The sequence below is a fragment of the Bacillus haynesii genome, from assembly GCF_001969855.1.
In the GTDB taxonomy this organism is placed as follows: Bacteria; Bacillota; Bacilli; order Bacillales; family Bacillaceae; genus Bacillus; species Bacillus haynesii.
In genome coordinates, this window is sequence record NZ_MRBL01000026.1 from 1 (window position 1) to 19,983 (window position 19,983).

At 45.5% G+C, this 19,983-nt stretch carries 19 protein-coding genes, 1 tRNA gene, 2 rRNA genes, 1 other RNA gene, 1 pseudogene and 1 other annotated feature; of the genes and pseudogenes, 9 read left to right on the forward strand and 15 right to left on the reverse strand.

The window, feature by feature from the left end; genetic code table 11:
• The 8 genes from BTA31_RS19715 to tadA all read right to left on the reverse strand — a co-directional run.
• Positions 1-222, reverse strand: a 16S ribosomal RNA gene (locus BTA31_RS19715); the annotation flags it as partial.
• Positions 223-447: 225 nt separating this feature from the next.
• Complete coding sequence (locus BTA31_RS19720; protein ID WP_076793606.1) at positions 448-714, reverse strand: pro-sigmaK processing inhibitor BofA family protein; 267 nt, start codon at positions 712-714, stop codon at positions 448-450.
• A 64-nt stretch (positions 715-778) separates the two neighbouring features.
• Positions 779-1,003 (reverse strand): YaaL family protein, encoded by a 225-nt coding sequence (locus tag BTA31_RS19725; RefSeq protein ID WP_035337520.1) that lies wholly within the window; start codon positions 1,001-1,003, stop codon positions 779-781.
• 20 nt (positions 1,004-1,023) lie between these two features.
• Complete coding sequence (recR, locus tag BTA31_RS19730) at positions 1,024-1,620, reverse strand: recombination protein RecR (protein ID WP_003178140.1); 597 nt, start codon at positions 1,618-1,620, stop codon at positions 1,024-1,026.
• Positions 1,621-1,633: 13 nt separating this feature from the next.
• Positions 1,634-1,957 carry a YbaB/EbfC family nucleoid-associated protein gene (locus tag BTA31_RS19735; protein WP_003178138.1) on the reverse strand — a complete coding sequence of 108 codons (324 nt, stop codon included), beginning with the start codon at positions 1,955-1,957 and terminating at the stop codon, positions 1,634-1,636.
• 26 nt (positions 1,958-1,983) lie between these two features.
• On the reverse strand, positions 1,984-3,684 hold the full coding sequence (gene dnaX, locus BTA31_RS19740) for a DNA polymerase III subunit gamma/tau (protein ID WP_076793607.1): 1,701 nt from the start codon (positions 3,682-3,684) through the stop codon (positions 1,984-1,986).
• Between the two features lie 129 nt (positions 3,685-3,813).
• Positions 3,814-4,079, reverse strand: an RNA gene (gene ffs, locus BTA31_RS19745) — signal recognition particle sRNA large type.
• A gap of 90 nt (positions 4,080-4,169) precedes the next feature.
• Positions 4,170-4,652 (reverse strand): tRNA adenosine(34) deaminase TadA, encoded by a 483-nt coding sequence (gene tadA, locus BTA31_RS19750; RefSeq protein ID WP_043928326.1) that lies wholly within the window; start codon positions 4,650-4,652, stop codon positions 4,170-4,172.
• A gap of 82 nt (positions 4,653-4,734) precedes the next feature.
• Here tadA and BTA31_RS19755 point away from each other — a divergent pair, with 82 nt between their 5' ends.
• The 4 genes from BTA31_RS19755 to BTA31_RS19770 all read left to right on the forward strand — a co-directional run bounded on the left by BTA31_RS19755 (position 4,735) and on the right by BTA31_RS19770 (position 7,987).
• Entirely contained in the window at positions 4,735-5,283 is a 549-nt protein-coding gene (locus BTA31_RS19755; RefSeq protein WP_239693249.1) for a cysteine hydrolase family protein, read from the forward strand.
• A gap of 37 nt (positions 5,284-5,320) precedes the next feature.
• Positions 5,321-6,640, forward strand: a complete 1,320-nt coding sequence (locus BTA31_RS19760; RefSeq protein WP_043928313.1) for a glycoside hydrolase family 18 protein — start codon at positions 5,321-5,323, stop codon at positions 6,638-6,640.
• Between the two features lie 85 nt (positions 6,641-6,725).
• Positions 6,726-7,349 (forward strand): deoxynucleoside kinase, encoded by a 624-nt coding sequence (locus BTA31_RS19765; protein WP_076793609.1) that lies wholly within the window; start codon positions 6,726-6,728, stop codon positions 7,347-7,349.
• Positions 7,346-7,987, forward strand: coding sequence for a deoxynucleoside kinase (locus BTA31_RS19770; RefSeq protein ID WP_076793610.1), 642 nt, complete (start codon positions 7,346-7,348; stop codon positions 7,985-7,987). The genes BTA31_RS19765 and BTA31_RS19770 overlap by 4 nt, the downstream gene beginning before the upstream one ends.
• 135 nt (positions 7,988-8,122) lie before the next feature.
• On the opposite strand, the gene BTA31_RS19775 is transcribed toward BTA31_RS19770, so the two are convergent.
• Positions 8,123-8,215, reverse strand: a tRNA-Ser gene (locus BTA31_RS19775).
• 123 nt (positions 8,216-8,338) lie between these two features.
• Between BTA31_RS19775 and BTA31_RS19780 the strand changes: the two are divergent.
• From BTA31_RS19780 to BTA31_RS19795, 4 genes and pseudogenes are all read left to right on the forward strand, one after another.
• Positions 8,339-8,766: pseudogene (locus BTA31_RS19780) on the forward strand (SMI1/KNR4 family protein).
• 29 nt (positions 8,767-8,795) lie between these two features.
• Positions 8,796-9,914 (forward strand): CdaR family transcriptional regulator, encoded by a 1,119-nt coding sequence (locus BTA31_RS19785; protein WP_076793611.1) that lies wholly within the window; start codon positions 8,796-8,798, stop codon positions 9,912-9,914.
• Positions 9,915-10,003: 89 nt separating this feature from the next.
• Positions 10,004-11,272: a GntP family permease gene (locus BTA31_RS19790; RefSeq protein WP_076793612.1), complete on the forward strand. Its 1,269-nt coding sequence runs from the start codon at positions 10,004-10,006 to the stop codon at positions 11,270-11,272.
• Between the two features lie 15 nt (positions 11,273-11,287).
• Entirely contained in the window at positions 11,288-12,418 is a 1,131-nt protein-coding gene (locus BTA31_RS19795) for a glycerate kinase (protein WP_076793613.1), read from the forward strand.
• A gap of 29 nt (positions 12,419-12,447) precedes the next feature.
• Here BTA31_RS19795 and serS read toward each other — a convergent pair whose 3' ends face one another.
• From serS to guaB, 5 genes are all read right to left on the reverse strand, one after another.
• Positions 12,448-13,725, reverse strand: a complete 1,278-nt coding sequence (serS, locus tag BTA31_RS19800; protein WP_076793614.1) for a serine--tRNA ligase — start codon at positions 13,723-13,725, stop codon at positions 12,448-12,450.
• A gap of 57 nt (positions 13,726-13,782) precedes the next feature.
• Positions 13,783-14,001, reverse strand: a binding site (T-box leader).
• Between the two features lie 51 nt (positions 14,002-14,052).
• A complete protein-coding gene (gene pdxT / locus BTA31_RS19805) occupies positions 14,053-14,643 on the reverse strand; it encodes a pyridoxal 5'-phosphate synthase glutaminase subunit PdxT (RefSeq protein WP_076793615.1) in 591 nt (196 codons plus the stop codon).
• Between the two features lie 21 nt (positions 14,644-14,664).
• Positions 14,665-15,549 carry a pyridoxal 5'-phosphate synthase lyase subunit PdxS gene (pdxS, locus tag BTA31_RS19810; protein WP_043928322.1) on the reverse strand — a complete coding sequence of 295 codons (885 nt, stop codon included), beginning with the start codon at positions 15,547-15,549 and terminating at the stop codon, positions 14,665-14,667.
• A 186-nt stretch (positions 15,550-15,735) separates the two neighbouring features.
• The gene (locus BTA31_RS19815) at positions 15,736-17,031 is read right to left on the reverse strand and encodes a D-alanyl-D-alanine carboxypeptidase family protein (protein WP_422109665.1); all 1,296 of its coding nucleotides are present in this window, start codon (positions 17,029-17,031) and stop codon (positions 15,736-15,738) included.
• A 184-nt stretch (positions 17,032-17,215) separates the two neighbouring features.
• Positions 17,216-18,682, reverse strand: a complete 1,467-nt coding sequence (gene guaB, locus BTA31_RS19820; protein WP_043928324.1) for an IMP dehydrogenase — start codon at positions 18,680-18,682, stop codon at positions 17,216-17,218.
• 121 nt (positions 18,683-18,803) lie between these two features.
• Here guaB and BTA31_RS19825 point away from each other — a divergent pair, with 121 nt between their 5' ends.
• The gene (locus BTA31_RS19825; RefSeq protein ID WP_076793617.1) at positions 18,804-19,781 is read left to right on the forward strand and encodes a YaaC family protein; all 978 of its coding nucleotides are present in this window, start codon (positions 18,804-18,806) and stop codon (positions 19,779-19,781) included.
• A 16-nt stretch (positions 19,782-19,797) separates the two neighbouring features.
• On the opposite strand, the gene rrf is transcribed toward BTA31_RS19825, so the two are convergent.
• Positions 19,798-19,913, reverse strand: a 5S ribosomal RNA gene (gene rrf / locus BTA31_RS19830).
• Positions 19,914-19,983 lie beyond the last annotated feature (70 nt).

Genomic DNA, 19,983 nt, shown 5'->3' on the forward strand with positions numbered 1-19,983 from the left:
AGCCGAAGCCACCTTTTATAATTGAACCATGCGGTTCAATCAAGCATCCGGTATTAGCCCCGGTTTCCCGGAGTTATCCCAGTCTTACAGGCAGGTTACCCACGTGTTACTCACCCGTCCGCCGCTAACCTAAGGGAGCAAGCTCCCGTCGGTCCGCTCGACTTGCATGTATTAGGCACGCCGCCAGCGTTCGTCCTGAGCCAGGATCAAACTCTCCATGAAGTTTGATAATGACTACGCACACTCACATGTGCGATTTATAAAAATGAATTAACAGGTACGTTTTGTCTTGTTTAGTTTTCAAAGAACTTCGTTGCCGCTCTCAAAGCGACTATAATATCTTAACATTTAATCGTGATGTCGTCAACAACTTTTTTTCAAAAAAATTATTCGTCATTAGCGACGAATATTAATTTAACACCTTTAATTATATTTGTCAACAAAAAATTATATTGCGATAAATTGTTTAATGACAATAAGAGCTGCTACACCGGGAACCCCCAATAATCCGCTCACTCCGGTTGTTACAATATTAATCGGCACGTGAATGCCCACGCTCTCGCCAAACAGATTCACACAGAATAAAAACAAAGCGCCGACTACAAATCTAACCGCTATTCTTCCGATTAATCGCAAAGGTTTAAATGATGCCTTTGAAAAAAACAACAGGGCAACCAAAGTGACAATTGCCCCGATAAAGATAACAGATCCCATAAATCCCCTCACTCCTCGCTCGTTCTTGTACAAGCATATGATGGGAATCATGCAAATAGACCTGCTACTTCCAGCTACCGATCCTTAAATTTCTTTTTTTTGCTTCCCGCAAATAAAAAAAGTACTTTGCCTCGGCAACCTTTAATTCGTAAAGAACTTCCGGCGAAGGCTCAAGACTGTTTTCAATCAGCCGCTTTTGCCTGTTCCATTCTTCCTTTTGATGGATCAGCTGTTCAATCAGCTTGTTATCAAATTCTTTTCTAAGCTTCTTTTTCCGAAGAAAACCCATGGTAATGCAATCTCCTCCCTCTACATTTCACGTCTGCCTTCAAGCGCTTTAGAAAGAGTGACTTCATCTGCATACTCCAAATCGCCTCCGACCGGAAGTCCATGGGCAATTCGTGACAGCTTGATACCAGACGGCTTTAAAAGCCTTGAAATGTACATGGCCGTTGCTTCTCCTTCTATATTCGGGTTTGTCGCGAGAATGACTTCAGTCACTTGATCATCCTGCAACCGCTTCAGCAATTCGGGTATTTTAATATCTTCCGGACCGATGCCGTCCATCGGAGAAATCGCTCCATGCAAAACATGGTACAGTCCGTTGTACTCCTTCATTTTCTCCATAGCAATGACATCTTTCGGATCCTGAACAACACATATGACCGATTTGTCTCTTCTCGTATCTTCACAAATATAGCAAGGATCTTGATCTGTTATATGTCCGCAAACCGAGCAATATGTCAGATTGCGCTTTGCGTTTACCAATGCTTTTGCAAAATCTAACACGACGTCTTCTTTCATACTAAGAACAAAAAAAGCCAGACGGACCGCCGTCTTGGGTCCGATTCCTGGCAATTTCATAAAGCTGTCAATCAGCTTTGATATTGGTTCAGGATACTGCATTCTTATTTTCCTCCTAGAATAAACCCGGCATGTTCATTCCTTTTGTAAACTTACCCATCGTTTCATTTGTTACTTCGTCGACTTTTTTCAAAGCATCGTTTGTCGCTGCAAGAACAAGATCTTGAAGCATTTCAACATCTTCAGGGTCTACGACTTCCTCTTTGATGATGACGTCGATGACTTCTTTTTGGCCGTTTACCTTAACGGTCACCATTCCCCCGCCTGCAGTACCTTCGAGTACTTTTTCAGCCAGCTCCTCCTGTGCCTTTTGCATATCCTTTTGCATTTTTTGCATTTGCTTCATCATTTTCTGCATGTTACCCATTCCACCGCGCATACTCAAATCCACTCTCTTTCATGTTTTTATTCTTTAATTTCAATCAGTTCCGCTCCGAACAGTTTTTTAGCTTCTGATACGAGCGGATCTTCTTCTTTCGTTTCATTTGCTTCAGAATCTTCCGGCTGGTGATCCTGCAAAAATTCTTCTCTTATTTTACCCCATTGGGCTTCGGGAACGCCAACTATATCCATCCTTCCGCCGAGCATTCCGTCCAAAATTTGCTCCAGATTTGTCCTGACTCCGTTGTTGTCTTCAGCTACCATTTTACAGTGAATTTCGTATTTGAATGCGAGGACAAATGCTTTTGAAGATGCAGCCACCGGTTCGCTATCATTTAAAAGGGCTGCATGTGATACTTTATTCTGCTGTTTAAGCTGGGCAAGCAATTCTCCCCAGCAGCCCTTCAGTTTTTCGAGGTCCGGTCTTGTGGCATCTTTTAATATTTCATGAATACGGCCGACAGGCGCTTTATATGCGCTTTTCACGCTTTTTTGCGGACGGGACGTTTCTTTAGGCTGGGCGGGAGCCGAAGAAACCTGCACACCTTGTGTTTTAAGTTTCTCAATCTCCTGTTCAAGCTGCCGAACCTTGTTGACGAGATTGTCCACTTCCGGCTGGGCGGCCGCGGATGCTCCTGCTTTTGGTCCCTGGCAGAGCTTCACAACCGCGACTTCAAAGAAGATACGCGGATGGTTCGTCCATTTCATTTCCTGATGGCTTTTATTTAATATATCGATCATTTCGTAAAGGTCTGATGCAGGAATTTGCCGGGACAGGTTTTGGAACTCTTCGTCCACCTTCACCTTTTCAAGAACGCCTTCTAAATCGGGCGCCGTTTGATAAAGAAGCATATCCCTGAAGTAGAAAATCATATCCTCGATTAATTTCGCCGGATCTTTCCCCTGCTGAAGCAGTTCGTTCAATGTTTCTAAAGCGCCGGAAATATTTTTTTCGTGAAGGGTTGAGGCGAGCTTTCCAATATAGTGCTGTGACACAGCGCCTGTTATCAGCAGCGCATCATCCACCGTCAGCTCTTCTCCGCTGAATGATATGGCCTGATCGAGCAGGCTCAGCGCATCCCTCATGCCGCCGTCCGCAGCACTGGCGATGATGTCTAAGGCGCCGTCCTGCACCTTAAACTGTTCAGCTTCGACGATTTTTTTCATTCGTCCGACAATTGCCTGTGAGGTAATCCTCTTAAAATCAAATCGCTGACATCTAGATATAATCGTTAAAGGAATTTTATGAGGCTCTGTTGTTGCGAGAATAAAGATACAATGCTCCGGCGGCTCTTCAAGCGTTTTTAGAAGGGCGTTGAATGCACCGATAGAAAGCATATGTACTTCGTCTATGATATATACTTTATACGTGACGGCAGACGGGGCAAATTTCACCTTGTCCCGGATGTCGCGTATTTCATCTACACCGTTGTTAGAAGCGGCGTCAATTTCGATCACATCTGAAATCGAACCGTTTGTAATGCCTTTACACGCGGAGCATTCATTACACGGTTCACTGACCGGAGCGTGCTCACAGTTGACAGCTTTGGCAAACAGTTTTGCGGCGCTTGTTTTTCCCGTTCCCCTCGGTCCGGAAAACAGATAAGCGTGCGAAAATTTCTTTTGTAAAAGGGCATTTTGCAACGTTTTCGTGATGTGCTCCTGACCGACTACATCTTCAAACAACTGCGGCCTGAACACTCTATATAAAGCCTGGTAACTCACAAACACGCCCTCCTCTTGTTTTCATCATTTCCATTATACATGAAGCGGCTTTCAAATCCAAAAGCTCTTCTTAAGAAAAAAACTCATCTATATTAAAATAGATGAGTTCTTAATTTGATGATTGATTTACCGTGCACCTTCTGTCGATTCGCTACCCTAAGCGTTACTTAAGCAGTTAGCTCAGCCCAGGCAACCCTGCGGCACATGGAAGGTTCCACTTAATGCTGCTTCCTTCCGGATCTGACATGGTTCATGGATTCCCATTGCGCAGGACCCAAGCGTCAACACCACTTGCTTAAGGCAGACCTTAAAGTAAACGAACCTCGAGAAAGGAATTCGGCCTCGCTCGAGCGGATTGCGAGTACAGGGCACCGCTACCTCCCCGCTTAGCACGGCAAAATAAATATCAAATTATTTAAGCTGCGTCTTGATGTGACGCACTCATTAGTATAACTTGTTTCATCCTAAATTGCAAATTTCCGTCATCACAGCTCGCTTCGCTTTTCTGCTTTCTTTTTCGCGCGAAGCTTTCTGAAAAAATCGCTCAGCATCCTGCCGCATTCTTCTTCCATTACGCCGCTTACGACTTCAGCCTGATGATTGAACCTCTCTTCCTGCAGGAGATTCATCAACGTCCCTGCACAGCCGCCTTTCGGATCAGACGCTCCGAACACCACTTTGTCGATTCTGGAAAGAACGGCCGCTCCGGCACACATCGGACATGGCTCAAGGGTAACGTAAAGAACGGCTCTCTCCAGCCTCCAGGTTCCCAGCTTCCGGCATGCCTCTTCAATGACGAGCATCTCTGCGTGGGCAACCGATCTTTGTTCGGTTTCCCTCAAATTATGGGCCCGGGCGATAATTTCCCCATCCAGAACGAGTACGGCGCCAATCGGCACTTCGCCTTTTTCTTCAGCTTTTCTCGCTTCATTGATCGCTTCTTTCATATAAAACTCGTCTTGTGTCATCCGCATGCACTCTTTCAATGTTTTTCGTCCAACTGAATAGGCTAACTTATAGTTAAAGGAATTTGAAATCTGAAAGGAGACAATCGCATTGTCCAATTCAGCTCTCATTATAGTCGACATCATTAATGATTTTCAATTCGATATGGGTGACGTTCTTTCCAAAAAGACCAGAAACATCACCGAACATCTTCTGGCATTAAAAGAACACGCAGCCAAAATGAAATGGCCTATCATATACATTAATGACCATTTTGGAATTTGGCAAGCGGATATTGCTGCCATTATCAAGAAATGCAAAAATGACAGAAGCGAATATATCATCGACCGGCTCGCACCGAATGACAGCGATTATTTCTTAATCAAACCAAAGCACTCGGCTTTTTACGGCACCGCTCTTGAAACATTGCTGCATGAACTTCATGTCGATCATTTGATCATTACTGGGATCGCAGGCAATATCTGCGTATTATTTACGGCAAACGATGCTTATATGCGGGAGTACGCTATCACGATTCCGCGCGATTGCATCGCCTCAAACAATGAAAAAGACAACAAATATGCATTGACGATGATGGAAAATGTTCTGTTCGCCAATATTACGACGGCTAAAGAGATCACCGCCGAAACTTAGAGCATGAAACACTTCCTTTCTTCATATAGTGGTAGCAATGAGAAAGGAGGCGTTTCCCATTCAGATTTATGTCGTGAAAAGAGGCGATACCCTTTACCAAATCGCGAATCGTTACCGAACAACAGTTAATGAAATTGTCGAGACGAATGAAATTCCGAACCCGAATCGGCTTGTTGTCGGACAAACCATCGTGATACCGATCGCCGGCGAGTTTTATGAGGTCAGACAAGGAGATACATTAGCATCAATCGGAGCACGCTTTAATATTTCTCCGGCTGAACTGGCGAGGATCAACCGTATTCAGGTTAGCGCCGTTTTGCCTGTCGGACTGCTGCTTTATATCCCCCCTCGGCCAAAACGGAACATTGAAACAAACGCTTATATTGAACCTCGGGGAGAAAGCGTCAGCCCCGCTCTGCAGCAGGCGGCAAGAGAGGCTTCGCCATACTTGACTTATCTGGGTGCTTTCAGCTTCCAGGCGAAGCGGGACGGCACACTCGAAGAACCGCCGCTGAACAACTTAAAAGAAATTGCCGACAGACATCGGACTACGATGATGATGATTGTCACCAATCTCGAAAATGAAGCTTTCAGCGACGAACTCGGCAGGATCATTCTGACGGACCAGAATGTAAAAAACAGATTGCTCGATAACATCGTTGCAGCAGCCAGAAGATACGGGTTTAAAGACATCCATTTTGATTTTGAATACTTAAGGCCTGAAGATAGAGAAGCCTATAATCAGTTTTTACGGGATGCCCGGGCCCGCTTCAAACAGGAAGGCTGGTTCATCTCAACCGCGCTTGCGCCGAAAACGAGAGCGGATCAGCCTGGACAATGGTATGAGGCCCATGATTACCGGGCTCACGGCGAAATTGTCGATTTCGTCGTGCTGATGACATATGAGTGGGGCTACAGCGGAGGACCGCCGATGGCGGTATCGCCGATCGGACCCGTCCGGGACGTGATCGAATACGCACTTACGGAAATGCCCGCCAGCAAAATCGTCATGGGACAGAACTTGTACGGTTATGACTGGACGCTGCCCTATACGCCAGGCGGACAGCTGGCCAAAGCAATCAGCCCTCAGCGAGCAATTGAGATCGCGAGTGAGAACAATGCGGCGATACTTTACGATGAAACAGCTCAGGCTCCTTACTTCCGCTATACGGACAATGCCGGCAAACAGCATGAGGTATGGTTTGAAGACGCCCGCTCGATTCAAGCAAAGTTTGATCTGATTAGGGAATTGAATTTAAGGGGCATCAGCTATTGGAAGCTCGGCCTGTCCTTTCCGCAAAACTGGCTCTTGATAGCCGATCAATTTAATGTTGTGAAAGAGACGTTCCCAAGTTAAAGGAACGTTTTTTTCATGGCAGCGGATGATGATGTGATACAATATGTATGGTTCACAAATGAATTTCTTTAGTAGGAGGACACCTATGAATACAGCCCCTTTCATCGCTGTCGAAGGCCCCATCGGTGCGGGAAAAACAACCTTGGCCAGCATGCTCTCCGAAAAGCTCTCACTCTCTTTGGTCAAAGAAATCGTCGAAGAAAACCCTTTTCTTGATAAATTTTATGATGACAAAGATGAATGGAGTTTTCAGCTCGAGATGTTTTTCCTCTGCAATCGCTATAAGCAGCTTGAAGATACCGAAAAGAAGTATTTGCATCATCACATGCCCGTTGTTTCGGACTATCATATTTATAAAAACCTCATTTTTGCCGAACGGACGCTGGAAGGCAAAAAACTTGAGAAATACAGAAAAATTTATCATCTGCTTACAGAAGATCTGCCGAAACCAAATGTCATCATTTACATAAGAGCAAGCCTTCCGACGTTATTGGAACGGATCAAAAAGCGCGGACGGCCGTTTGAACAGGAAATGGACAAGCAATATTTGGAACAGCTCATCAATGATTATGAGGCTGCCATTAAGCAATTTAAAGAATCCGATCCGCCAATGCCCGTTATTGAAATTAACGGAGATCAGGAAGACTTCGTGATCTCTGAAGCCGTTTTCAATCGAATTGCCGATCAAGTAAAGGAGTATATAGAATGAGTGTATATGCTATTCCGAAAGATGCTATCATTACTGTTGCCGGAACGGTAGGAGTGGGGAAATCCACATTGACAAAAGAGCTTGCAAAAAAACTCGGATTTAAAACTTCTCTTGAAGAGGTCGTAAACAACCCTTATTTGGAGGCTTTTTACCAAGACTTTGAACGCTGGAGCTTTCACCTGCAAATTTTCTTCTTGGCGGAACGCTTCAAAGAGCAAAAATACATTTACGAATCGGGCGGAGGATTTGTTCAGGACCGTTCAATTTATGAAGATACAGGCATTTTCGCCAAAATGCACGCGGATAAAGGCACGATGTCAAAAGTCGATTATAAGACGTATACGAGCCTGTTTGAAGCGATGGTCATGACGCCTTACTTCCCCCGCCCTGACGTTTTAGTCTATTTGGAGGGCGATTTGGAAACGATTCTCGACCGCATCAAAAACCGCGGACGGGAAATGGAACTGTTAACCGACAAATCGTATTGGGAGGAAATGTACACAAGGTACGAAAACTGGATCAGCGGATTTAACGCCTGTCCGGTTGTCAGAGTCAATATTGATGAATATGACCTGTTCAACAACTCTGCTTCCCTCGATCCAATCATTGAAAAAATCAGTGAAGCCATTCAAAGATAAACAAGCAAAAAGAGCGGGCTCCCTTGAAGAGCCGCTCTTTTTGTTGTACATATAAAAAAACCGCTGCCCTATCCAGGCAGCGGCAACACAATCTCCAATTTATGCTTAGTCAATCACTAAAATGCAAATCAATAATGGCGGAGGAAGAGGGATTCGAACCCCCGCGGGCTTTGACACCCCTGTCGGTTTTCAAGACCGATCCCTTCAGCCAGACTTGGGTATTCCTCCGTATCGACAAGAATTAATATAACATGTCCTATCTTTTTTAGTCAAGGGATTTTTTAATAAAAAATTTATTTTATTGTTCACGCTTCTCATTATATGCAAAAATGATGATAAACGCAAAGGGTGATGGCATTGTGGAAACATTTTATAATCCGTTTGCCTCAAGATTACACGCTGAACAGACCTATTGAAACAGAAAAGCTTCGAAAAGCAAAAAAACTCCTCGGCGTCTCTTTCCCTGATGAACTGGTCAGCCTCTTAAAAATGACAGATGGCATCAATGATATATTCGGGGATCATTTCATTTGGCCTTCGGACAGAATAACAGAAGAGAATCGAGACATGAGAGGTGCCGACTGTTTTAAGCCGTTTGATTGTCTGTTATTTATAGCAGGTGCGGGCAATGGCAATTGATTTGCTTATTCTATTTTAAACGCTCCATACGGGAAAATGATATTTATGTTTGGAATCATATAGACGACAGCCGTATATGGGTCGCATCTTCTTTAAAGCCATTCATAAAAGGCTGGATCGACGGAACAATCACCATTTAAAAAACGATCTTAGGCAGGAGCATGATGAAATGAATTACCTATCAAAAGAATTGGCGGAGGAAATTGTCGACAGAACCATGTCGATTATTCGGCACAACATTAATATGATGGATGAAAACGGGGTTATCATCGCTTCAGGAGACCGCTCGAGAATCGGTGATGAACACGCTGGAGCGAAGGATGCACTTGCAGCTGAAAAGGTTATCAGCATTACGCCTGAAGAATGCTCGGCTTTAACGGGCACAAAGCCCGGCGTAAACCTTCCCATCGTATTTCATGATGAAATAATCGGCGTTATTGGAATCACGGGGCCGCCTTCTGAAGTCAGCCGTTATGGAGAACTTGTTAAAATGGCGGCAGAGCTAACTGTCGAACAGGCATTTTTAACAAAACAGCTGACATGGGATCAAAGGCTTCGCGAAGAAACTGTCATCCAAATGATTCAGGGGGCTGATCTAGCATCCCTTGACTTCCTTGAACGTGCGGAGCGATTGAACATACCGCTAGACGGCCAGCGTACTTGTCTTGTGTTTGAGCTGCCATCCGCTGATATGAAGCCGGCATTTATTAAAAAACTTGAGAAGCATTTAACTGCGAAAGATTTGTACGCCAATATTTCTTTAAAAGAGATCGCAGTTATTCTTGCAGGCACCCCCACTAAAAGCAGGTCCGATCTCTTTTCATCTTGGAACAGCTGGCTCAGCCAATGGAAAACGGTCAGAGGCGCGCTTGGCGAGCAGGCGAATCAGCTTCAGCAGCTGCCATTTTCCTATCAAAGTGCAAAACAAACGCTCAAGATTGCTAAAAACAGTTGTCGTTTATTCGATTATCGAGAGTTTGCGATTCCTGTTTTATTATCAAAGATAGAGCATCCGGATCAGGAGATTCATTTTCGAAACATCTGGGATCACCTTTCCCAAGCAGATCAAAAAGGCGAATTAATCCATACCCTCCTCTGCTACATAGAAGAAAACGGCGAAATCGGGGAAACTGCATCAAGACTCTTTATTCACCGCAACACATTAAACTACCGGCTGAGAAAAGTTGAAATAGCGACAGGGTGCAATCCAAAACGGTTTGACGACCTATTCAAACTGTATACAGCCATTACGCTTTTTTCACCCTTTTGTGCAAATGAACAATTTTAATATAGGATAAAAGAACGAAATCCGTATACCTGACCAATTCTCCCTTATACAGAAAGCGTTTACAATTGGACGTAAGGGAGGGTATGCACATGGATATTCAAATCAATGCAATAGGCGCCTTATGCGCATTAGCCATATCAATCTTTCTCATTCTGAAAAAAGTCCCGCCGGCTTACGGCATGATGATCGGCGCATTGGCCGGAGGCTTAATCGGCGGCGCAGATTTAATAGAGACGACGGATTTGATGATAGCAGGTGCTAAAAACATGATTCCTGCGGTGCTCCGCATCTTGGCGGCAGGCGTGCTCGCCGGCGTTCTGATTCAATCCGGCTCCGCAGCGGTGATTGCGGAAACCATTGTCAATAAGATCGGAGAAAAAAGGGCGCTGCTTGCCTTAACATTGGCAACGGCCATCTTAACAACGGTCGGCGTATTTGTTGATGTCGCTGTCATCACAGTCGCTCCGATCGCCTTGGCGATCGCGAGGCGGACCTTTATCAGCAAAGCGGCCATTCTGTTGGCGATGATCGGCGGGGGAAAAGCGGGCAATATCATGTCGCCAAACCCTAATGCCATTGCCGCTTCAGATGCCTTTCACGTCCCTTTGACATCCGTGATGGCCGCCGGGATCATCCCCGCCATTTTCGGATTGGGCGCCACTTACTTACTAGCAAAACGCCTATCAAATAAAGGAACAAAAGTAGCTGCAAATGAGATTGAAACCCAAACGGCTCAACAACTGCCGGCATTTTGGGCGGCGCTCAGCGGTCCGGTGGTGTCCATCCTGTTGCTCGCTTTAAGGCCTGCGGCAGGAATTACGATTGATCCAATTATCGCTCTGCCCGCGGGAGGCCTCGTCACTGCGATTGCCTCAGGGCAAGCGGGCAAACTGAAGGACTTTGCCGCTTCAGGACTGTCAAAGATGTCAGGCGTTGCCGTGATGCTGATCGGGACTGGAACGCTCGCGGGAATCATCGCCAACTCCCAACTCAATTCTTTCATTACCGACACCCTTGTCGGGTTGGGACTGCCGTCGTTTCTCTTAGCTCCAATCTCAGGCATGCTAATGTCAATGGCCACAGCCTCGACAACCGCCGGCACTGCTGTCGCCAGCAGCGTATTTGGCCCGACATTGCTTGATCTTGGCGTCGCCGGCCTCGCAGGTGCGGCGATGATTCACGCCGGAGCAACGGTGCTCGACCACCTGCCTCACGGAAGTTTTTTTCATACGACAGGAGGCAGCGTATTCATGTCCATGAAAGAACGTTTAAAGCTGATTCCATATGAGTCGGTCATCGGCTTAATCCTAACCATTATCTCAACTTTGATTTTTGGAATTTTTCAATTCTTTATTTAAAAAGGAGCAGGTACCATGAAAATCGTAATCGCACCTGATTCATTTAAAGAAAGCATGACATCGCTTGAGGCGGCTAGAAGCATTGAAAAAGGCTTTAAAGCGGTACTGCCTGACGCCGAATACGTCAACATCCCGGTTGCCGATGGAGGTGAAGGAACGGTTCAGGCTCTGGTTGACGCCACCGGAGGAGATATCGTACATCAAACGGTCACAGGCCCTCTCGGGAAGCCGGTGAAGGCGGCTTACGGCCTGCTTGGCGACGGAAAAACGGCTGTCATCGAAATGGCTGAAGCGTCAGGCCTTCACCTCGTTCCCCCTGGACAGCGGAATCCCCTGTTGACGACGACGCGAGGAACCGGAGAACTGATACTGGATGCTGCGGAAAAAGGGGTGTCCACCATCATCATCGGACTCGGCGGAAGCGCGACAAATGACGGCGGAGCAGGAATGGCTGCAGCACTGGGCGCGAAGTTTCTAAACCGCGATGGAGAAGAGATTGAAAATAGCGGCGGTGCATTAGCTGAGATTGCCAAAATCGATGTGAGCGGTCTCAATCCAAAATTAAAGCATATCCAATTTGAAGCCGCCTGTGATGTCGATAATCCTCTTACAGGTCCCCGCGGAGCCTCCGCCGTATTTGGGCCGCAAAAAGGGGCGAACAGTGAAATGACTGCCCTCTTGGATCAAAACTTAAAACATTATGCTGCAGCTGTCAAAGCAGAGCTGGGATGCGAAATCGATTCAATCCCGGGAGCCGGAGCGGCCGGAGGATTGGGAGCAGGCCTGTGTGCCTTTTTAAATGCGGAATTAAAAAGCGGTGTTGACATTGTTTTAGATACTTTGTCTTTTTCTGAACGCATTAAAGGAGCCGATCTTGTGATTACAGGCGAGGGAAAAATAGACGGCCAAACGGTCAGCGGAAAAACGCCGGCCGGCGTTGCAAAACGCGCCCGCAGTGAGAATATTCCCGTTATTGCATTTGCCGGTTCGCTCGGTGAAGGCTGTGAGCTTGTTTATGATATCGGCATTTCCGCTCTCTTTTCGATCGTGCCAGGGATCAGCTCCTTGGAGAATGCCCTTGCCGATGGAAGTTCAAATCTTACGCGCTGTGCCCGAAATGTAGCCGCCGTCTGGTCACTCGCATAAAAAAAGCGCGCCTATTGGCGCGCACTTTTTTATGGTTGAATAACGTCTCTGTTCCCCATGTATGGACGAAGTGCTTTAGGGATGAGGACGCTTCCGTCCTCCTGCTGGTAATTTTCCAATAATGCGGCAACCGTTCTGCCGACTGCCAATCCGGAGCCGTTTAGCGTATGGACATGCTCTGGCTTGCCTTTTGCTTCCCTTCTGAATCTGATATTCGCCCGTCTGGCCTGGAAAGCTTCAAAGTTACTGCAAGATGAAATTTCACGATATGTGTTTTGGCTTGGAATCCATACTTCGATATCGTATTTTTTCGCAGCGGTAAACCCTAGATCGCCCGTACACATGCTCATCACACGGTAAGGAAGCTCAAGCAGCTGAAGAACTTTCTCCGCTTGATTTGTCAGCTTTTCAAGCTCTTCATATGAATCCTCAGGCTTCACAAATTTCACCAGTTCAACCTTGTTAAATTGATGCTGGCGAATCAAACCGCGCGTATCACGGCCGGCTGAGCCTGCTTCTGAACGGAAGCACGCACTGAACGCCGCATAATTGACCGGCAGCTCGTCAGCTGACAAAATTTCATCGCGATGCAGGTTCGTAATCGGCACTTCCGCCGTCGGAATTAAGAAATAATCTTCTTCTCTGATTTTAAAGGCATCTTCCTCAAATTTCGGCAGCTGTCCGGTGCCTGTCATGCTTGCACGGTTCACCATGTACGGGGGGATGACTTCCGTATAGCCGTACTCGTCTACGTGGAGATCAAGCATAAAGTTATACAATGCACGTTCAAGTCTGGCGCCGAGCCCTTTATAGAAAACGAAACGGCTTCCCGTTACCTTGCCGGCCCGCTCAAAATCGAGAATATCCAATTGATCGGCAATATCCCAATGAGGCTTCGGCTCAAATGAAAATTCGGGGAGTTCGCCCCATTTGCGAACTTCCACGTTGTCGTCTTCGGTCTCACCGACCGGAACAGACTCGTGAGGGATGTTCGGAATAGACAGCATGATCTTATCAAGGGAAGACTCGACCATTCTCAGCTCTTCATCAAGTTTTTTAATGTCTTCACCGACTTCGCGCATTTCTTTAATGAGGTGGTCAGCATCTTTTTTCTCACGCTTTAATGCGGCAACCTGCTGAGATACCTCATTGCGCTTTCCTTTCAGCTCTTCCACTTTGACGATCAATTCTCTTCTCTTTGTATCCAATTCCTCAAATTGATCAAAATCTGATAAATCTTCTCCCCTATGGGCAAGCTTTTGTTTGATTTCTTCTAAATTTGCCCGCAACAGTTTGACATCAAGCATCTGCCTCGCTCCTTTTATACTGATTTGACCGAAAAAAAGAGCCCTTGTCCCCTAAATATAAGGGACGAGAGCTCTCGCGTTGCCACCCTGATTGAAAACAGGCATCTTCCTCCTGTTTTCCGCTTCATTTGATAACGGTTCTCCCGTAAATGCCTACTTTGACTGTTCAGCATTTCGCTCAAGGATGGATTCGGACAGCATCTTTCGCCGATTCGCACCAACCATCGGCTCTCTTGGAAAGAGAGGCTTCCTACTGCTTCCTATCAACGCTTTTCGATCTATATTGTCTTATAAATGTACTACAAGTTTTAACAGCTTTCAACCGTTTTATACGACGGCTTCCCGTTTATGCTTTTCGACCATCTCGACAAATAATTTCGTCATTCTGTGATCATCTGTCAGTTCAGGGTGGAACGAACAGCCGAGAAGATTTCCTTGTTTGGCAGCGACGATTCTTCCGTTGTGTTCCGAAAGCACTTCTACATCTGCGCCCGCTTCCAAAATGTGCGGAGCGCGGATAAATACGCCTGTAAACGGTGCGTCAAGTCCTTTAACCGTTAAGTCTGCTTCAAAGCTGTCCACTTGTCTTCCAAAGGAATTCCGTTCTACCGTTACATCCAGAACCCCAAGATGAGCATCGTTAGTTCCAGCTATGTTCTTCGCCAGGATAATCAGCCCCGCACAAGTTCCAAATACCGGCTTTCCGGATGCGGCAAATTCCTGAAGAGGCTTCATAAACTGATACGTATCGATGAGGCGCCTCATCGTCGTGCTTTCGCCTCCGGGCAAAATCAAACCGTCGATTTCTTTTAACTCTTCCGGCCACTTAATGACTTTTCCGGCTGCTCCGCATGCTTCAATTGAGCGAATATGTTCTCTTACTGCTCCCTGAAGTCCAAGTACACCAATTGTCAGCATGTCAATCCGTCTCCTTCGTGTTTACCAGCCGCGCTCTTGCATACGCTGTTCTGGCAGCAGATTTGAGATTTCAATCCCTTTCATCGCAGTTCCAAGCTCTTTTGAAAGCTCGGCAATCAGCTTGTAATCCGTGAAATGCGTCGTCGCTTCAACGATTGCTTTCGCAAATTTGGCAGGGTTGTCGGATTTGAAAATACCGGACCCTACGAATACGCCGTCAGCGCCAAGCTGCATCATTAAAGCAGCATCAGCAGGTGTTGCCACACCGCCGGCAGCAAAGTTGACAACCGGAAGGCGTCCTTCGGCTTTAATTTCCTTCAGCAGCTCATAAGGAGCGCCGAGGTTTTTCGCTTCTGTCATCAGTTCATCATCGCTCATGCCGACTACTTTGCGCACTTGAGCATTCACTTTTCTCATATGGCGGACAGCTTCCACAATATTGCCTGTACCAGGTTCGCCTTTTGTACGAAGCATTGAAGCTCCTTCAGCGATCCGGCGCGTCGCTTCTCCGAGGTCGCGGCATCCGCATACAAATGGAACAGTATATTCGTTTTTATTTAAATGAAATTCTTCATCCGCAGGAGTCAAAACTTCACTTTCATCAATATAGTCAACGCCAAGCGCTTCAAGAACACGCGCTTCAACGATATGCCCGATGCGTGCTTTCGCCATAACCGGGATTGAAACAGCGTTCATGACTTCTTCGACAATTGTCGGATCTGCCATGCGGGCAACCCCGCCTGCCGCACGGATATCAGCCGGAACGCGCTCCAGCGCCATGACTGCGACGGCTCCTGCTTCTTCTGCGATTTTTGCTTGTTCGGCATTGACAACGTCCATAATGACGCCGCCCTTCTGCATTTCTGCCATACCACGTTTTACGCGATCAGTACCTGTTTGAGCCATTTCAAGGATCCCCCTAATCAAAGATTGAATTGTCAGATTTAATCCTATTGTATCCTATAATTCCACAAAATCATATGAAAAACACGAAGATTATTTCTATTTTAATAACAAATTGTTAGGATTGTAAATGGTAATTCTATCTGAATATGACAATAAAGAGCCCTATCAGATAGAGCCCTTTATTTATTAAAACCAGCCGGTTACCATTTCAACAATGCTGTTCCATATTCCAGCAAAAAAGCCGCCGATGCTTCTCATCGTTAAAATAAACCAGTTTGCTTTCTCATCATCTTCTTTTGTCACCAGGTTTACACCTGATACATCGCTGCCGAGAAATCCGTAGTCCTTTTCTTCTCCCTTATAGGAGGCCGTCAAGGTACCGACTTTCTCACCTTTTTTAACAGGTGCGGTCAGCTCGTCTTTGTTCAGCGTCACTTTCGCCTTGTAATTCTTTTCTTCACCGTTCTTCACAGGCATTGAAAAGGCATTTTCCGTGACAATGCCGACTTCGGTTTCTTTCCCTTTGTCAACTGTGACCGTTTCGTTGCCTTTCACTTGTGCGCCTTTTGCGTAAAACTCTTTCATGGTGAAGTTTTTAAATGCATAATCAAGCATTTTTTTCGTTTCTTTAAATCGCGCCGTATGAAGGTCGCCTTTCGCATCCAGAACGACGGAAATCACTCTCATGCCGTTTCTTTCGGCAGTTGCCGTAAAGCATGATCCGGCTGAGTCCGTTGACCCGGTTTTCAGCCCGTCCACACCTTCATATTGCTGAACAAGGCCTTTCAGCATAAAGTTCCAGTTCGGCATGTCCATTTCATCGTCTGTGCCTTTTCTAAACTTCGTTTTGGCAATGCTCGCCGTATCGAGGATCTCAGGATAATCGCTCACTAAATGATCGGCAAGGAGCGCCATGTCTCTCGCAGACACTTCATTTTCTTCATTGGCATTTGTTCCGCTCGGATGTTTGCCGTGAAGATCCTTGTTTTCCAAACCTGTAGCATTCACAAATTTGAAATCTTTCATTCCAAGCTCTTTGGCTTTTTTATTCATTAACTCTACAAACTTTGATTCAGAACCGGCAACAATTTCAGAAAGTGCAATAGCCGCCGCGTTTGCAGAGTAAATGGCAGTCGCCTGATAAAGTTCTTTTACTGTGTATGATCCGTCTTTACGAAGAGGAACATTGGATAATGAACGATCTTGGGAAATCTCGTATACATAATCGTCAGGCGTGTATTTCTGATCCCATTTCACTTTGCCTTCGTGAATCGCTTCCAACAGGAGATACTCCGTCATCATTTTTGCCATGCTGGCAACAGGAAGACGCTGATCGGCATTTTTACTGTACAAAATTTTCCCCGATGATGCTTCCACCAGGATTGCTGCTTTTGCGTCTACATTAATTGGATCATTTGCGGCTTTTGCTGTTGACATAGGAGAAAATGCACCTACAGTCACGGCAAAAGCAACGATCATCATGATCAGCTGCTTTAATCTCTTGCTTTTCAAATCGTGATACCTCCGCTTTTCATCAGACTAATAATCTATATCAAAGCCTTTTAAGACATTTTTCAAACACAACATTATAAATTTTATCATAATGAAGCAAAAAAAAATAGACAGAGTATCACTCTGTCTACGGTTTAATTTTTGTCATATTTGATTAGGAAATGGTATAGTTAGGCGATTCTTTGGTAATTTGTACATCGTGAGGATGGCTTTCCCGCAGGCCTGCACCCGTCATGCGGATGAACTGCGCATCTTCCCTCAGTGCGTGCAAATCTTTCGTTCCGCAGTAGCCCATGCCGGATTTCAAACCGCCGATAAGCTGATAAACGGTGTCAGCAACAGGGCCTTTATAAGGCGTACGTCCTTCAATGCCTTCCGGAACGAATTTTTTGTTTTCCTCTTGGAAGTAGCGGTCTTTGCTTCCTTTTTCCATTGCAGCCACAGAACCCATGCCGCGATAAACTTTAAAACGTCTGCCTTGGTAGATTTCAGTCTCGCCTGGGCTTTCGGATGTTCCGGCAAGAAGGCTTCCAAGCATGACGGCATGGCCGCCGGCAGCCAAGGCTTTGACAATATCACCGGAAAACTTGATGCCGCCGTCTGCAATAATCGCAGCACCGTGTTTTCTTGCTTCAGTCGCACAATCGTAAATCGCTGTCACTTGCGGAACACCGACACCGGCTACTACGCGGGTTGTACAAATAGAACCCGGTCCGATGCCGACTTTAACTACATTTGCTCCAGCTTCGATAAGCGCTTTTGTTCCTTCGGCAGTTGCGACGTTGCCGGCAATGATATTTAATTCAGGATAAGTGTCACGGATTTTCTTAACGGTATCCAATACTCCTTGTGAATGGCCGTGCGCGGTATCAACGACAATCACATCGACATTGGCTTCCACAAGCTTTCTGACGCGTGTCATTGTATCGCCTGTTACACCAACCGCTGCTCCAACCAATAGGCGGCCGTGAACATCTTTCGCTGAATTCGGGAATTCGATTACTTTTTCAATGTCTTTAATCGTAATAAGCCCTTTTAAAACACCTTGATCATCTAAAAGAGGGAGTTTTTCGATCTTGTATTTTTGAAGAATTTTTTCTGCTTCATCAAGGGTTGTACCAACAGGAGCCGTAACAAGCTCTTCTTTTGTCATAACATCGCTGATTTTCATGGAGTAATCAGAAATAAATCGCAGATCACGGTTTGTAATGATTCCAACCAGCTTCTGATCCTCTTCATTGTCAACAATCGGAACACCGGAAATTCTGTATTTGCCCATCAAATGCTCTGCATCAAAAACTTGGTGCTCTGGTGTTAAGAAAAACGGATTTGTAATGACACCGCGCTCTGAACGTTTAACTTTGTCAACCTGTTCAGCCTGCTGTTCAATTGACATGTTTTTATGGATAATGCCCATTCCGCCCTGCCTTGCCATCGCGATGGCCATTTGAGCTTCTGTAACTGTATCCATGCCTGCACTAATTATTGGAACATTCAGCTTGAGAGACGGTGTAAGCTCAACCGATAAATCCACGTCGCGCGGAAGTACTTCCGATTTAGCCGGAACGAGCAATACATCATCAAATGTTAAGCCTTCTTTTGAAAATTTGCTTTCCCACATTAGTAAATCCCCCTCTTTTCGGCAAAATATTATATGTAGATTATCAACTTGAATACCCACTGTCAAGAAAGCGGGAAACAGTTGTAATTTTTAGAAAATAACCATAAGGGAAGTGGAGTACATGCAAGATAAAGGATGGAAGGATTTAAAGCTGTTTTACTCGGTCGAAACAGCCCAGTATTTTCTTGAAATGGTATATAAAAATCAACGAATGGAAGATGCCAAAAAAAACTCTTATAAAAACGGAGAGCGCTTTATTTTTTTTCTTAAACATGCAGAAGCTTTTTATAAACAAGCCAAAATCGCTACATTGGAAATCAAACCGATTTTATTATTTTACGGCATGGCACAGCTATTGAAAGCCTGCCTGTTAACGACAGATCCTTCCTATCCAAGCCATACTTCAGTGCTTGCTCATGGCGTGACCACAAGAAAGCGAAAAAAACAAAATTACCGCTTTTATGAAGATGAAGTGAAAATCCAAAGGAACGGCCTATGTATGCACGTCATCAGATCCCTTTTCCAATTATCCGGATTGGAAGATGAACGCTTCAATATGAAGCAGCTTTTGGCGAAAATTCCGGAGCTCAATAAAGCGCTGGCATTTCAAAGAAAACCAAATCCAATTGTAAAAGCAGCCGTCGAAGACCGGCTCATTTGGCTGCCAAGCGAGACGCCCAATGCTTACAATATGTCGTCAAATCGTTTCATCGAACATGTCGAATACCATTTAAACTGGTCTTTCTGCCGTGAGGAAAAAGAGGGGATTGTTTTTTCCGCCACTGAAAAAGAATGCCGTCCCAGCACTTCGACCACCTTGCTATATGATTTGGAACATGACGCATATTATGTTCCGGCTGAACGGGATCGCTTTTTAAAGCTCCCGGAAATATTGGCACATTACTTGGTTGCTTACAATTTAAGCATGATTGCCAGGTATGAAACAGAATGGTGGTATGACCTTCTGCTTCAAAGTGCTAGCGATGATTATGTCATCATTCAACAGTTTTTACATATAGTCGAGTCAAAGTTCCCCTATTTTATCGCTGAATTGCTTCTTCAAAAAAAGGAAAACAACAAAAAAGACCAGCTGATATAAGCTGGTCTTTCTAAGTGCTTGGCGGCGTCCTACTCTCACAGGGGGAAGCCCCCAACTACCATCGGCGCTGAAGAGCTTAACTTCCGTGTTCGGCATGGGAACGGGTGTGACCTCTTCGCTATCGCCACCAAACAAATTGAGAGGTGTTCTCTCAAAACTAGATAACGGTCAGACATTCACAAATATTTAGGTTAAGTCCTCG